We start from the raw sequence: 13,205 nt of genomic DNA, 5'->3' as shown, positions 1-13,205 counted from the left end.
CGCTAAAAGGGCTGCGGCCTAACAAGGAGTCGTTCCAATGAGAGTCAACGCCGCATGGTTTGCCGGCCTGCTTGCCGTATCCAGCCTCTTCGCCCTGCCCGCCCAGGCGACGCTGCCACCAGACTACAAGGTGGTCTTGCAGACCGAAAACTTCCCGCCCTTCAACATGGCCGAGCAGAACAAGAACTTCGCGCGTGACGCCAACATCAACGGCGTCAGCACCACCATCGTGCGCGAGATGTTCAAGCGCGCCGGCATCGGCTACACCATGACCCTGCGCTTCCCGTGGAGCCGTGTGTATGACGACACCCTGGCCAACGCCAACTACGGCCTGTTTTCCACCTCCATGAGCGAGGCGCGCCGCCCCCTGTTCAAATGGGTCGGCCCGATCGCCAAGGTCGAAGGCGTGCTGGTGGCGGCCGACGCCAAGATCGCCAACCTGGCGAACCTCGACCAGGCGCGCCAGTACCGTATCGGCAGCTACAAGGACGGCGCGGTCAGCCAGGCCCTGGAGCGCGCCGGCCTGCAGCCGACCAATGCGCTGCGCGACCAGGAGAACATCGCCAAGCTCACCGGCGGCAAGATCGACCTCTGGGCCACCACCGACCCGGTGTGGCGCTACCACGCCAACCAGGCTGGCGTGAGCGGGCTGCGCACGGTACTGATCATCGACCGCTCGGACATGTACCTGGCGCTCAACCTGGAAACCCCGGACGAAGTGGTCACCCGCCTGCAACAGGCGCTGGACCAGATGAAGAGCGAAGGCTACGGCACTTGCAGCAAGCATCCGGAGTTGTGCTGATCACGACTGCCCGTGCACGTCTTTACAGATAAGGCAAAGGTCATCGGCTACGTACTGTGGGAGCGGGCGGGGACGCCCAGTCCATGCCCGCGATTTTTCGCGCGCATGGCGCGCTCCCACAGTGGATCGGCGAACGGCTGCTAACGCCCCTCGAAGCAGCCGCTCGACACTTCGCCATACCCTTCACTCCACCTCGAACAACCCATCGCGCACCGGCGCCTGGGCCAGGCGCTGGCGAATGTCTTCGTCGATGCGCGGATCGTCCGGCTGGTAGAGCATCACCTGGCGGTAGGTGCTGATGCGATTGATCTCGGTACCCAGGAATTCCCACACCACGCGGGTGCACGCCGGCGTACGACGGTCGCCGCTGGACACGCCGGTCTTCAAACCATTGAGGCGGGTGACGCGGCTCTTGAAGCTGGGGATCAGGATGGTCTGGCTCATCTCGTTGACGGTCAGCGACTCGTAATCGATGAGAAACAACCGGTCCTGCAATTGGAAGGCGGCGCCCAGGTAGCGGCAGCGCGCCGAGTCCTCGGCCAGCCCGCCAGTGGACGTCACCTGACGCTCCTGACGCTCGAACAGGAAGTTGCCACCCTCCTCGCGCATGTGCACCAGCGACAGCAGGATGGTGCCTGGCACCGACATGCAGTTGGCGTATTCGAAGTAGTAACCGCAGTAACGCGACAAGTCACCGGAGCTTTCACGCAGCGGCTGTAACAATGCGTGTAACGGATCTCGCTCAGCCGGTGCGCCGATCTGCGTGCCACGGGCGCCGATCAGGCGTGCGAACTGCTCACCGGGCAAACCCAGTTCATACCCCTCGACGCCGAAGAAATCCCCAATTCGCTTGAGGTTATAGGCCGTCGGCTGGCTCTCTCCACAAAGGTACTTGTTGAACTGGGCGCGGTTGATGCCGACCTTGCGGCACACCTCCGCAATGGATCGGTAGTGGCTGCACAGCAGCCGCAGATTCTCACCGAGGTGACTGGACATGGTGGGCTCAGATGATGCGAGTGACGTGATTATAGCATCAGGTCGCGTCACCTAGGATCGACCCGCGAAATTGTTCCCGGGGCCACCTTGCTCAAAAATCAGCCACCGCATCTCGCGTCAGCGTTCGCCTGCGAACAATCACAATAAGAATCGAGGATTCTCATCATGCTCGAAGTATTGAACGACTTCCTTTCCGGGAAAGTGTTGATCGTGCTTATCGTGGGCCTGGGTAGCTATTTCACCCTGCGTTCGCGTTTCGTCCAGTTCCGCCATTTCGTCCACATGTTCAGCGTATTCAAGGAATCGCTGCGCAGTAGCGGCGGCCAGCTCAGCTCGTTCCAGGCCCTGATGCTCAGCCTCGCCGGCCGCGTCGGCGCGGGTAACATCGCCGGTGTCGGCATCGCCGTGACCCTCGGCGGCCCGGGCGCCGTGTTCTGGATGTGGGTAACCGCACTGGTCGGCATGTCCAGCAGCTTTTTCGAATGTACCCTGGCTCAGGTCTACAAGCGCAGCGACGGCGACGGCCTGTACCGTGGCGGCCCGGCCTACTACATTCAGCACGGTCTGCAGCTGCGCTGGATGGCGATGACCTTCGCGGTACTGCTGCTGGTCACTTACGGGTTCGCCTTCAACGGCCTGCAGTCGTACACCGTGACCCACTCGCTGCAGAACGCCTTCGACATCCCGGTTCAGTACAGCGGCATCGCCCTGGCCGTGCTGCTGGGCCTGGTGTTCATCGGCGGCATCAAGCGCATCGCCTCGGTCTCGGACCTGCTGGTTCCGATCAAGACCCTGATCTACATCGCCGTGACCCTCTACGTCATCGCCATCCAGATCGAGCACGTACCGGCCATGCTGGCCGTCATCGTCAAGAGCGCCTTCGGCCTCGAGCCGGCCTTCGCCGGCCTGCTGGGCAGCGCCATCGTCATGGGTGTGAAGCGCGGCGTGTTCGCCAACGAAGCCGGTCTGGGCAGCGCCCCGAACGTGGCTGCCGTGGCCTCGGTCAAGCACCCGGCTGCGCAAGGCGTGGTTCAGGCGTTCAGCGTGTTCCTCGACACCTTCGTGATCTGCACCTGTACCGCGCTGCTGATCCTGCTGTCGGGCTTCTACACCCCGGGCTTCGAAGGTGACGGCATCGTCCTGACCCAGAACTCCCTGGCTGCAGTGGTCGGTGACTGGGGCCGCACCTTCATCAGCGTCGCGCTGAGCCTGTTCGTGTTCACCTGCATCCTCTACAACTACTACCTCGGCGAGAACGCCCTGCAGTTCCTGGTCGGTCGCAGCAAGGTTGCCCTGCTTGGCTACCGTGGCCTGGTGCTGGCGCTGATCTGCTGGGGTTCGATGCAGAACCTGGGCACCGTGTTCGCCTTCGCCGACATCACCATGACCTGCCTGGCGTTCGTCAACCTGACCGCCCTGGCCATGCTGATCAAAGTGGGCCTGCGCGTCATGAAGGACTACGACCAGCAGCGCAAGGCCGGTATCGACCAGCCGGTGTTCGACGGTTCCAAGTTCGCTGACCTGGACCTGGATCGCGCCTCCTGGCCGGCCGCCAAGCCAGTCGCTGACGCTCAACCGCAGAGCGCACCGGAACTGCTGTCGACTCAGCGCTGAGTCGCACTGCCTGATCGGATGGCGCGCCGCGCGCCATCCGATCCTGCCGCCCTCAGGCGGCTTTCCCTTTCCTGCCGATGCCCTCTCTCGACGACGAGCGAGCCGGGATCGGCTTGGCCTGGAGATTGCCTCCCAGGTCTTTCTCGAGTGGCGATCGGATGTATCCTGCCCCTTTCCATACCCATTCTTTCAATAAGGAAAAAGGCATGCCTGCCGTACAAAAACTCCTCGTGCTGTATACCGGCGGCACCATTGGCATGCAGGCCAGCGCCAGCGGCCTGGCCCCCGCCTCCGGCTTCGAGGCACGCCTGCGCGCGCAGCAAATCGAGCAGCGCGAACAGGTGCCGACGTGGGTATTTCGCGAGCTGCTGCCGCTGATCGACAGCGCCAACATGACCCAGGCCAACTGGCTGGCGATGGTCGCGGCGATCCGCCAGGGCGTCGAGCAGGACGGCTGCGACGGCGTGCTGGTGCTGCACGGCACCGACACCCTGGCCTACAGCGCTGCGGCCCTGAGCTTCCTGCTGCTGGGCCTGCCGGTACCAGTGGTACTGACCGGCTCGATGCTGCCGGCCGGTGCCGAGAACAGCGATGCCTGGCCCAATCTGTTCGGCGCCATGCAGGCGTTGCACGACGATGTAGCGCCTGGCGTGCACCTGTACTTCAACGGTGCATTGATGCATGGCGCCCGGGTCAGCAAACTGAGCAGCGACGCCTTCGATGCGTTCCAGGTGGTGCCGCGCCTGCGCCAGGGCGAACGCCTGGCCGACTTGCCGGCGCACATCGACTTCCGCCAGAGCCGTCAGGCGGTCAACCTGATCGCCCTGCCGCTGGTGCCGGGCCTGCGTGCCAGCCACCTGCGCGCCTTGCTGGATAGCGGCGTGCAGGGTTTGCTGCTGGAGTGCTACGGCAGCGGCACGGGCCCGTCGGACAATGCCGAACTGCTCGACGTACTGCGTGAAGCCCACGGCCGCGGCGTGGTGCTGGCGGCGATCAGCCAATGCGCGCGCGGCCATGTGCAGTTCGGCGTCTACGCGGCTGGCAGCCAGCTGGCTTCGGTGGGCCTGATTTCGGCGGGCGGCATGACCCGCGAGGCGGCGCTGGGCAAGCTGTTCGCACTGCTCGGTGCCGGCCTGGCGCAGGATGAAGTGGAGCGGCTGTTCAGCCTCGACCTGTGTGGCGAGCGTGTGGAGTAAGGCATGGATTAGGGCGTGACCAATCGGTATAGTCGCGCCCCGCTGACGGTAAGCCAGCTTCTTTTCACTTCATCCACAAGGACGTTCCATGCCTTTGTTTCGCTCCAGCGTACTGCTTCTGCTCGCCCTGGCCATCACCGGCTGCTCGACCAAAGCCTTCTTCAAGCTGCCGGAAAACAGCACCGTTGCCATCAACCAGCGCGCCGAACAGCACCCCCAGGGCCTGGTCAAGATTCGCCCGTTCTTCTGGAACCGTACCGGCGGCGTACCCTATCGCCTGACCAGCAGCACCACCGGCCAGCCAATCGCCGAAGGCAAACTGAGCACGCGTTTTCGCGTCGTGTCGATCTTCTGGCCGCCGTACAGCATCATTTACTGGCCGATGGGTTTCCGTCACCCCTGCTATGACCTGACCGCCCCGGTGGCCGGCACCTGCAGCGACCAGGACCTGAAGATGCTGCGCAAAGCGTACCGCGACGCCCAGTAAACCGCGCGGCTGCCGCTCAGGCAGCCCACGCTTGCCGGGATCGAAGTGCGCCTCGATCCCGCTTCCTCAGAACACCGACCAGCCGATCCGCTCGCTGAGCACTTCCAGCGCGGCCATGCCCGCCAGGGAATTGCCCGCCTTATTGAGCCCCGGCGACCATACGCAGATGGTGTACTGCCCGGGCACGATGGCGACGATGCCGCCGCCCACGCCGCTCTTGCCCGGCAGGCCGACGCGGTAGGCGAAGTTGCCGGCTTCGTCGTACAGCCCGCTGGTGGCCATGATCGAATTGACCTGCTGAGTCTGCCGGGCGCTGAGAACCTGCTCGCCGCTGTGCTTGCAGAACCCGTCGCGGGCCAGGAAGCAGAACGCCTTGACCAGGTCCACGCAGCTCATGCTCAGGGCGCAGTAGCTGAAGTAATTGCGCAGCACCATCTCGACGTCGTTGTGGAAATTGCCGAAGGACTGCATCAGGTAGGCCATCGCCGCGTTGCGCGCGCGGTGCTGGTATTCGGATTCGGCGATATGCCGGTCGATCACCACATGGGGATTGCCCGACAGGCGCCGCACGAAATCGCGCATCGACAACGCCGGCGCCGCGAAGCGCGACTGGTTGATGTCGCTGATCACCAGGGCGCCAGCGTTGATGAAGGGGTTGCGCGGCCGGCCGTTTTCCAGCTCCAGCTGCAGCAGGGAATTGAACGGCTGGCCCGACGGCTCGTGGCCCAGGCGCTCCCAGATACTCTCGCCGGAATGCTGGATGGCCTGTACCAGGCTGAACACCTTGGAGATGCTCTGGATCGAGAACGGCGTGTGCGCATCGCCGGCCGTGAACAGCTCGCCATCGTTGCCGTAGACGGCGATACCCAGCTGATCCACCGCCACATCGGCCAGGGCGGGAATGTAGGTGGCGACCTTGCCCTGGGCGATCAGTGGGCGAACCTGGTCGAGGATTTCATTCAACAACGCTTGCATGGACACGCTCGCAATCCGGCCCGGCGGCTGCCGGGCTCAATCAGCCATAGACGCCAAGACTGACCCGCAAAGCACAGCGACGTTCAGAGGCGCTGCGCCAATACCGCGATGTGCTCCGGGCCGATGCCGCAGCAACCGCCCAGATGGCTCGCGCCGCGGGCGCGCCAGTCGGCGACCCAGCGCAGGTAGCCCGGCGGGTCGAGGTCTTCGCGCAGCGGGTCGAGGCCATCGTTGGCGGTGGCTTCTTCGGGTTGCGGTGGAAAGGCATTGGCGTAGGCGCCGATGGCAACGTTCGCACCGAGGCTGGTGAAGACTTCGCGCGCCGCATCGATGGCGTCACCGATCACCTCGGGCTGGCTGCAATTGAACAGCAGCACCTCGACACCCAGCTCCGCCGCCGCCCGCGCCGCATCGGCCACGGGTTCGCCGGAACGCAGGCGCGGCACCTCATCCACGTCTTCATCACGCAGAGTGAACGACAGCCAGAACGGCTTGCCATCCTCTGGCAGGTGGGCATGAATGGCGCGCGCTTCGGCAATGGCGCTCTGGGTTTCCGCCAGCCACAGGTCGACGTAAGGGGCGAGGCCGTCGAGCAGCGGCGTCAGCACCTCGGTGACGCGCTCGGGCTGGAACAGGTCCGGGCGATACGAGCCGAACAGCGGCGGCAGCGAGCCGGCGACGCGTACGCCATTGCCGGCCTTGTCCGCCGCGCTGCGGGCCAGCTGGCCGGCACGCTCGGCCAGGACGCGGCCTTCGGCGGCGAAGCGCTGTTCACCGATATGAAAGGGCACCACGGCGTAACTGTTGCTGGTGATGACCTGGCTGCCGCTGGCGATGTAGGCGGCGTGCACCGCCTCCACCTGTTCCGGCGCTTCGGTCAAGGCCAGGGCCGACCACTCCGGCTGACGAAACGGCGCACCGCGGCGCTGCAGCTCCCGGCCCATGCCGCCATCCAGCAGAATCAGAGATCGCTCGCTCATATAAGCTCCAGTCATATCGATATGCATTCAATTCATTTGGATGCACCTGTTTATAACTATTTAATACGCCGGAATTGCCGCTCACAACCTTTTTCGCGCTCAAGGATTTCCGTGAAAACCACTCTGTTCGCCGTCTTCGGCCTGACCCTCGCGTCCGTCTGCAACCTGGCCCTGGCCGGCCCCACCCTCGACCGCATCGAGAAGAATGGTGAGCTGGTCAACGTGCTGATGGAAAACTACCCGCCGTTCTCCTTTCTCAATGATCAGAACCAGCTCGATGGCTTCGACGTCGATGTCGCCAAGTCCGTGGCCGACAAGCTGGGCGTCAAGCTGCGCCTGGAAACACCGTCCTGGGACGTGATCGCCGCCGGCCGCTGGAGCGGCCGCTACGACATCTGCATCTGCTCGATGACGCCCAGCCAGGCACGCGCCCAGGTGTTCGACTTCCCGGTGACCTATTACGCATCGCCGGCAGTGATCGTGGTCAACGCCAGCGACGAGCGCATCCACTCTGCCAAGGACCTGTCCGGCCTCAAGGTCGGCGTCACCAGCGCCTCCTCCTACGAGGGCTACCTGAACAAGGACCTGATCATCGAAGGCGCCGAAGACAAGCCACTGACCTACCCCTTCGACGCCGTGCAGGTCGCGCCCTACGACAACGACACCGTGGCGTTCCATGACCTGGCCCTGGGCGCCGGCGTACGCCTGGACGCCATCCTCACCAACCTGGTGACCGCCCAGCCGCGCATCGATCAGGACAAGCGCTTCAAGCTGGCCGGCGATGCCTTGTACGCCGAACCCAATGCCGTGGCCATCGAGAAGGACGACGCCGAGTGGCGCGCCAAGGTCGAGCGTGTCTTCGCAGAGCTGCGCCAGGACGGTACCCTGGCGGCCATCTCCAAGAAGTGGATCGGTTCCGATATCAGCCAATGACGCCTCCACCTGAAACCCCTCGCCCGCCGCCCCAGGCGGGCGAGTCGTTGCTGCAGCGCCTGTTCGGTTTTCGTACCCGCCTGTACCTCACCTGGGCGATCATGTTCGCCCTGTGCGTGGCGTTCTTCCTGAGCTTCGACCTGAAGTTCTCGATCATCCTCGACAAGCTGCCCAACCTGCTCGGCACCAGCCTGGCGCCCAACGGCTTTTTGCAGGGCGCGGCGCTGACCCTGTTCCTGTGCTTCTGCTCGATCTGGGCGTCCCTGGCGTTGGGCTTCGTCACCGCCCTGGCGCGCCTGTCGAAGAGCGCCGTGGCGTTCGGCATCGCCACGTTCTACGCCTCGTTCTTCCGCGGCACGCCGCTGCTGATCCAGATCCTGCTGATCTACCTGGGCCTGCCGCAGCTGGGCCTGGTGCCGGGCGCGATCACCGCCGGGATCATCGCCCTGTCGCTGAACTACGGTGCCTACCTGAGCGAGATCTTCCGCGCCGGCCTGCTCGGCGTGCCGGCTGGCCAGCGCGAAGCCTCCCTGGCGCTGGGCCTCAAGCCGGTGGTGATCTTCTGGCGGGTGACCCTGCCCCAGGCGATGCGCACCATCATCCCGCCGACCACCAGCCAGTTCATCTCGATGCTCAAGGACTCGTCGCTGATCTCGGTGATGGGCGTCTGGGAAGTGATGTTCCTGGCCCAGTCCTACGGCCGTTCGTCGTACCGCTACATCGAGATGCTGACCACCGCGGCGGTGATCTACTGGCTGCTGTCGATCGGTCTGGAACTGATCCAGGCGCGCCTGGAGCGGCACTATGGCAAGGCCTACCTGAACGGGCGTTGAGCCGCCTGACCTGCACGGATGCTTGCGATGCCGGCCTTGACATCGCAGGATGGCGGTCGACCGACTTTCAGGAGACCTGCCGATGACCGTTCGCATTCCCGTGGAAATCCGCGCCGTCAGCGCCGCCGACCACGCCGCCTGGCTGCCGCTGTGGCAGGGCTACCAGCGCTTCTACATGACCGAGATTGATGCGGCGACCAGCGACCTGACCTGGCAGCGCTTTCTCGACCCGAGCGAACCGATGTTCGCCGCCCTGGCCTGGCGCGACGGCGAAGCCATCGGCCTGGTGCACTGGATCTACCACCGCTCCTGCTGGACCACTGGCGACTACTGCTACCTGCAGGACCTGTTCATCGGCAAGGACGTGCGCGGCAACGGCATCGGCCGCCAACTGATCGAACACGTCTACGCCGAGGCGGCCCAGGCCGGCTGCTCACGGGTGCACTGGCTGACTCACGAAACCAACGCCAAGGCCAAACTGCTGTACGAGCGCATCGGCGAACGCTCGGGGTTCGAGCAGTACCGCAAGCTGTTCTGACACCGGCTGGCACATAATCCGCATCTCTGTCGGCCTCAACCACCGACAGAGTGCGCCATGAACAAACTCGACAACGCCCTGCTGAACATCCTGATCAAGGATTCACGCACCTCGTTCGCCGATATCGCCCGCCAGCTGAACATCTCCCGCGCCCACGCCCGCACCCGGGTGCAGGCGCTGGTAGAGAGCGGCGTGATCGAGAAATTCACCGCAGTGGTCAACCCAGAAAAGCTCGGCAAGGGCATCTCCACCTTCGTCGACCTCACCGTGGCCCCTCACGCCATCGAGGCGGTCGCCGAACGGCTTTCGGCCACCCGCGAAGTAGTCAGCCTGTACATCATGAGCGACCTGAAAAGCCTGCACATTCACACCCTGACCGACAGCTACGAGACCTTCGACGCTTTCGTGCGGCAGCACATCTTCAACCACCCGGAGATCCTCACGGTGGACTGCAAGGCGCTGATGACCCGGGTCAAGCATCGGCGTGGCGGCGCACGCCTGTAACCTCACTGCGCACTGCGTCAAAAGCGTGCCGCCGATGCGTTTTGGTGCACAAATGACATTCGCACGCTCACCAAGGCCCTGCTTGACGGAACGTACCCGGACAGCAGGCGTGACCTGACAAATGTTCAGTAGTCCCTGCTGCGGTTATCGTTTCGTCACCTCACGCCCCTGCGCCACGCTTGTTTTGTGTGCGCCTGGCATTTGGAGGGCGAACCAAGAAAATCATAAAACCCATTTAAAATCATAGGCTTAAAATAATTTTCTCCTGGCATGGCTGTTGCTGAAGGCTCTCGGTAACGACTTTACATCCGGTAGGCAAACGTCTGCCGCAATGGCCACCGCGAAAGGAGAATCCCATGAGCCTCAATCGACGCAATTTCATCGGCGCCGGCGCCCTCGCAGCCGGCGCCGGCCTGGCAATGGGCGCCAGCGGCGTGGCCAGCGCTGCCGTCAGCAGCAAGACCTTCAGCTGGAAGATGACCAACGCCTATGCACCGGGCTCACCCTTCTACGTGCAGGGCCCGGGCAGCCCGACCGACTTCTGCAAGCGCGTCGAGGAAATGTCCGGTGGGCGCCTGAAGATTCAGCACTTCGCGGCCGGCGAGCTGATCCCGGCGCTGGAGGGCTTCGATGCGGTAGCCAGCGGCATGGTGGAAATGAACGCCGCCAACGCCTTCTTCTGGGCTGGCAAGACTCCTGCCGCACAGTTCTTCACCGCCGTGCCGTTCGGCATGAACACCCAGGGCATGAATGCCTGGCTGTACAACGGCGGCGGCCTGAAACTCTGGGAAGAACTCTACGCGCCCCACGGCCTGGTACCGATGCCCATGGGCAACACCGGCACGCAGATGACCGGCTGGTTCCGCCAGCCCCTGGAAAACGTCGACAGCCTCAAGGGCTTGAAGATGCGCATCGCAGGGTTAGCCGGCAAGGTCTACAGCGAGCTGGGCGTGGCCGTGCGCCTGCTGCCGGGTGGCGAAATCTTCCCGGCGCTGGAGCGTGGCGTGATCGACGCCGCCGAGTTCGTAGGCCCCTATCAGGATCGCCGCATGGGCCTGCACAAGGCGGCCAAGAATTACTACACCACTGGCTGGCACGAGCCGACCAACGTCACCGAGCTGATCATCAACCAGCAGGCCTGGGACAGCCTGCCGGCCGACCTGCAGGCCATCGTGCGGTTCTGCGCCCAGGCCTGCAACGTCGACAGCTGGTCGTGGTGCGATGCGGTCAACGCCGAGGCCATGCAGGACCTGGTGAACAACCAGGGCGTGATCGCCCGGCCGCTGCCGGACGACATCATCAAGCGCCTGCACGAAGTCACCCGCGACACCCTATCGAGCATGGCGACGAGCGATCCGGCGACGAAGAAAATCTACGAGCACTTCTTCGCCTTCCGCAAGCAATACGTGTCCTGGGCGTCCGTCGGCGAGAAGGCGTTCATGGAAATCGGGATGGGCGAATCATGATGGCCATCGTTGGCCGCATCGAGGCGCTGGTGGAAGCCCTCGGGGCACTGGCCCGCGGTTGCGTGCTGTTGCTGGTCTTGCTGGTGTCGTTCGACGTATTGATGCGCTACCTGTTCGACTTCAGCCCCGTCGCGCTGCAGGAGCTTGAGTGGTACCTGATTTCGCCCATCGCCCTGCTCGGCATCGCCTATACCCTCAAGCATCGCCAGGACGTGCGGGTGGATTTTCTCTACGAGAAGTTCGCCGTGAAGACCAGGGCAGCGGTCGATCTGTTCAGCGGCATCGCCACCGCGGCCATCGGTTTCTATATCGCCCACCTGGCGTACAAATACACCCTGCAGTCCTACAACATGGGTGAAGGCTCGCCCGATCCCGGCGGGCTGCCGTACCGATTCCTGATCAAGGCATTCCTGCCTCTGGGCTTCGCTCTGTTCGGCCTTCAGGGCCTGGCCGACAGCCTGCGGGCGCTGTGCACCCTGCTGCTGCCGACGCGACTGCAGGAGGCACGCCCATGACCCCCAACGAATGGCTGGCCATCGTAATGGTCATCGGCTTCTTCGCCATGATGATGGTGGGTGTGCCGGTGGCCATTTCCCTGGCGGTTTCGGGCTTCGTCGCCGGCATGGTCGGCTTCGGCCCGATGCTCTTCGCCCTGCTGCCCGCGCGCATGTTCGGGGTGGTCAGCAACTACACGCTGCTGGCGATTCCGCTGTTCACCTTCATGGGCGTGATGCTCGAGAAATCCCGGGTCGCCGAGGACATGCTCGACACCATCGGTCGCGCCATGGGCGGCCTGAACGGCGGCATGGGCCTGGCGATCATTCTGGTCGGCGTGCTGCTCGGCGCCTCCACCGGCATCGTCGGTGCCACGGTGGTGACCATCGGTTTGCTGACCCTGCCGACGCTGCTGCGCCGTGGCTACAACAAGACCGTGGCCTGCGGCACCATCTGCGCGTCCGGCACCCTGGGGCAGATCATCCCGCCGAGCCTCGTGCTGATCCTGCTGGCCGACATCCTCGGCCAGTCGGTGGGCTCGATCTTCGCCGCCGCCTTCATTCCCAGCCTGGTGCTGGCGCTGATCTATGTCGCCTACATGCTGCTACTCGGCTGGCTGCGCCCGGACTGGGTGCCAGCGATTCCGGCTGAAGAGCGTGCCCTGACCAGCCGCGCGCAACTGCTCAAGGACATGGCGCGCAGCGTACTACCACCGCTGCTGCTGGTGATGGCAGTGCTCGGCTCGATCATCGGCGGCGTCGCCGCACCGACCGAAGCGGCGTCGATGGGTGCCCTCGGCGCCTTGCTGATCGCCGCCTGCGCCCGGCGCCTGGACTGGAAAACCCTGAAGGCGACCCTGCACGGCACGCTGACCATCAGCGCGATGATCTTCCTGATCCTGCTCTGCTCGCAGCCGTTCTCCCTGGCCTTTCGCGGCCTGGGTGGCGAGGCGCTGGTGCACGAGCTGTTCACCCTGCTGCCCGGCGGCGAACTGGGGGCGATCCTGTTCCTGATGGCAGTGCTGTTCGTGCTCGGTTTCTTTCTGGAATGGATCGAGATTTCCTATATCGCCCTGCCAATGTTCCTGCCGGTGTTCATCGCCTACGACACCGACCTGGTGTGGCTGGGCATCCTGGTAGCGCTGAACCTGCAGATGTCGTTCCTTACGCCGCCCTTTGGTTGGGCATTGTTCTTTCTCAAAGGCGTGGCGCCACCGGGGATCAGCACGAAAGACATCTACATCGGCGCCCTGCCTTACGTGTTCCTGCAGATGCTCGCCGTGGCCGTGGTGTTCTGTTTCCCGCAACTGGCTACCTGGCTGCCTGCCGCTATCGGTTGGTAGTAGATCTTCCAGGGGCTGCGGAGGCTATGATCGCGGCAGCCCCA

At 64.1% G+C, this 13,205-nt stretch carries 14 protein-coding genes; 11 read left to right on the top strand and 3 right to left on the bottom strand.

The annotated features are described in order from the left end of the window. Nucleotides 1-37: 37 nt before the first annotated feature. Nucleotides 38-802, top strand: a complete 765-nt coding sequence (locus BVH03_RS00935) for an ABC transporter substrate-binding protein (protein WP_083639967.1) — start codon at nucleotides 38-40, stop codon at nucleotides 800-802. Nucleotides 803-985: 183 nt separating this feature from the next. Here BVH03_RS00935 and BVH03_RS00930 read toward each other — a convergent pair whose 3' ends face one another. Beyond that, complete coding sequence (locus BVH03_RS00930) at nucleotides 986-1,798, bottom strand: helix-turn-helix transcriptional regulator (protein WP_075959439.1); 813 nt, start codon at nucleotides 1,796-1,798, stop codon at nucleotides 986-988. 165 nt (nucleotides 1,799-1,963) lie between these two features. Between BVH03_RS00930 and BVH03_RS00925 the strand changes: the two genes are divergently transcribed. The 3 genes from BVH03_RS00925 to BVH03_RS00915 all read left to right on the top strand — a co-directional run bounded on the left by BVH03_RS00925 (nucleotide 1,964) and on the right by BVH03_RS00915 (nucleotide 5,095). After that, nucleotides 1,964-3,412: a sodium:alanine symporter family protein gene (locus BVH03_RS00925; RefSeq protein WP_075959438.1), complete on the top strand. Its 1,449-nt coding sequence runs from the start codon at nucleotides 1,964-1,966 to the stop codon at nucleotides 3,410-3,412. A gap of 206 nt (nucleotides 3,413-3,618) precedes the next feature. Further along, nucleotides 3,619-4,608, top strand: coding sequence for an asparaginase (locus BVH03_RS00920; protein WP_075959437.1), 990 nt, complete (start codon nucleotides 3,619-3,621; stop codon nucleotides 4,606-4,608). Between the two features lie 88 nt (nucleotides 4,609-4,696). After that, nucleotides 4,697-5,095, top strand: coding sequence for a hypothetical protein (locus BVH03_RS00915; RefSeq protein ID WP_075959436.1), 399 nt, complete (start codon nucleotides 4,697-4,699; stop codon nucleotides 5,093-5,095). Nucleotides 5,096-5,161: 66 nt separating this feature from the next. Here BVH03_RS00915 and glsB read toward each other — a convergent pair whose 3' ends face one another. Together glsB and BVH03_RS00905 are read right to left on the bottom strand one after the other, a co-directional pair. After that, nucleotides 5,162-6,070, bottom strand: a complete 909-nt coding sequence (glsB, locus tag BVH03_RS00910; RefSeq protein ID WP_075959435.1) for a glutaminase B — start codon at nucleotides 6,068-6,070, stop codon at nucleotides 5,162-5,164. Nucleotides 6,071-6,153: 83 nt separating this feature from the next. Then, nucleotides 6,154-7,050, bottom strand: a complete 897-nt coding sequence (locus BVH03_RS00905) for a homocysteine S-methyltransferase family protein (RefSeq protein WP_075959434.1) — start codon at nucleotides 7,048-7,050, stop codon at nucleotides 6,154-6,156. Nucleotides 7,051-7,173: 123 nt separating this feature from the next. On the opposite strand from BVH03_RS00905, the gene BVH03_RS00900 reads away from it, so the two are divergent. The 7 genes from BVH03_RS00900 to BVH03_RS00870 all read left to right on the top strand — a co-directional run bounded on the left by BVH03_RS00900 (nucleotide 7,174) and on the right by BVH03_RS00870 (nucleotide 13,161). After that, nucleotides 7,174-7,983 carry an ABC transporter substrate-binding protein gene (locus tag BVH03_RS00900; protein ID WP_256574590.1) on the top strand — a complete coding sequence of 270 codons (810 nt, stop codon included), beginning with the start codon at nucleotides 7,174-7,176 and terminating at the stop codon, nucleotides 7,981-7,983. Beyond that, nucleotides 7,980-8,816: an amino acid ABC transporter permease gene (locus BVH03_RS00895; RefSeq protein WP_075959432.1), complete on the top strand. Its 837-nt coding sequence runs from the start codon at nucleotides 7,980-7,982 to the stop codon at nucleotides 8,814-8,816. Before BVH03_RS00900 ends, BVH03_RS00895 begins: the two co-directional genes overlap by 4 nt. An 82-nt stretch (nucleotides 8,817-8,898) precedes the next feature. Continuing rightward, the gene (locus BVH03_RS00890) at nucleotides 8,899-9,354 is read left to right on the top strand and encodes a GNAT family N-acetyltransferase (protein ID WP_177344878.1); all 456 of its coding nucleotides are present in this window, start codon (nucleotides 8,899-8,901) and stop codon (nucleotides 9,352-9,354) included. A gap of 57 nt (nucleotides 9,355-9,411) precedes the next feature. Further along, nucleotides 9,412-9,858, top strand: coding sequence for an Lrp/AsnC family transcriptional regulator (locus BVH03_RS00885; RefSeq protein ID WP_075928918.1), 447 nt, complete (start codon nucleotides 9,412-9,414; stop codon nucleotides 9,856-9,858). Nucleotides 9,859-10,214: 356 nt separating this feature from the next. Beyond that, a complete protein-coding gene (locus tag BVH03_RS00880; protein ID WP_075959431.1) occupies nucleotides 10,215-11,324 on the top strand; it encodes a TRAP transporter substrate-binding protein in 1,110 nt (369 codons plus the stop codon). After that, entirely contained in the window at nucleotides 11,321-11,839 is a 519-nt protein-coding gene (locus tag BVH03_RS00875; RefSeq protein WP_075959430.1) for a TRAP transporter small permease subunit, read from the top strand. Before BVH03_RS00880 ends, BVH03_RS00875 begins: the two co-directional genes overlap by 4 nt. After that, nucleotides 11,836-13,161 (top strand): TRAP transporter large permease subunit, encoded by a 1,326-nt coding sequence (locus BVH03_RS00870; protein ID WP_075959429.1) that lies wholly within the window; start codon nucleotides 11,836-11,838, stop codon nucleotides 13,159-13,161. Before BVH03_RS00875 ends, BVH03_RS00870 begins: the two co-directional genes overlap by 4 nt. Nucleotides 13,162-13,205 lie beyond the last annotated feature (44 nt).

The organism is Pseudomonas sp. PA15(2017) (genome assembly GCF_001945395.1).
Lineage (GTDB): Bacteria > Pseudomonadota > Gammaproteobacteria > Pseudomonadales > Pseudomonadaceae > Aquipseudomonas.
The sequence above is the reverse complement of the archived record's forward strand: the minus strand, read 5'-3'. Positions and strand labels throughout refer to the sequence as shown.

Bases quoted from the DNA above. Each gene is read 5' to 3' on its own strand.
- BVH03_RS00895 (WP_075959432.1), top strand. From the start codon at position 7,980: ATGACGCCTCCACCTGAAACCCCTCGCCCGCCGCCCCAGGCGGGCGAG.
- BVH03_RS00930 (WP_075959439.1), bottom strand. From the start codon at position 1,798: ATGTCCAGTCACCTCGGTGAGAATCTGCGGCTGCTGTGCAGCCACTAC.
- BVH03_RS00935 (WP_083639967.1), top strand. From the start codon at position 38: ATGAGAGTCAACGCCGCATGGTTTGCCGGCCTGCTTGCCGTATCCAGC.
- BVH03_RS00920 (WP_075959437.1), top strand. From the start codon at position 3,619: ATGCCTGCCGTACAAAAACTCCTCGTGCTGTATACCGGCGGCACCATT.
- glsB (WP_075959435.1), bottom strand. From the start codon at position 6,070: ATGCAAGCGTTGTTGAATGAAATCCTCGACCAGGTTCGCCCACTGATC.
- BVH03_RS00885 (WP_075928918.1), top strand. From the start codon at position 9,412: ATGAACAAACTCGACAACGCCCTGCTGAACATCCTGATCAAGGATTCA.
- BVH03_RS00870 (WP_075959429.1), top strand. From the start codon at position 11,836: ATGACCCCCAACGAATGGCTGGCCATCGTAATGGTCATCGGCTTCTTC.
- BVH03_RS00925 (WP_075959438.1), top strand. From the start codon at position 1,964: ATGCTCGAAGTATTGAACGACTTCCTTTCCGGGAAAGTGTTGATCGTG.
- BVH03_RS00880 (WP_075959431.1), top strand. From the start codon at position 10,215: ATGAGCCTCAATCGACGCAATTTCATCGGCGCCGGCGCCCTCGCAGCC.
- BVH03_RS00890 (WP_177344878.1), top strand. From the start codon at position 8,899: ATGACCGTTCGCATTCCCGTGGAAATCCGCGCCGTCAGCGCCGCCGAC.
- BVH03_RS00905 (WP_075959434.1), bottom strand. From the start codon at position 7,050: ATGAGCGAGCGATCTCTGATTCTGCTGGATGGCGGCATGGGCCGGGAG.
- BVH03_RS00915 (WP_075959436.1), top strand. From the start codon at position 4,697: ATGCCTTTGTTTCGCTCCAGCGTACTGCTTCTGCTCGCCCTGGCCATC.
- BVH03_RS00875 (WP_075959430.1), top strand. From the start codon at position 11,321: ATGATGGCCATCGTTGGCCGCATCGAGGCGCTGGTGGAAGCCCTCGGG.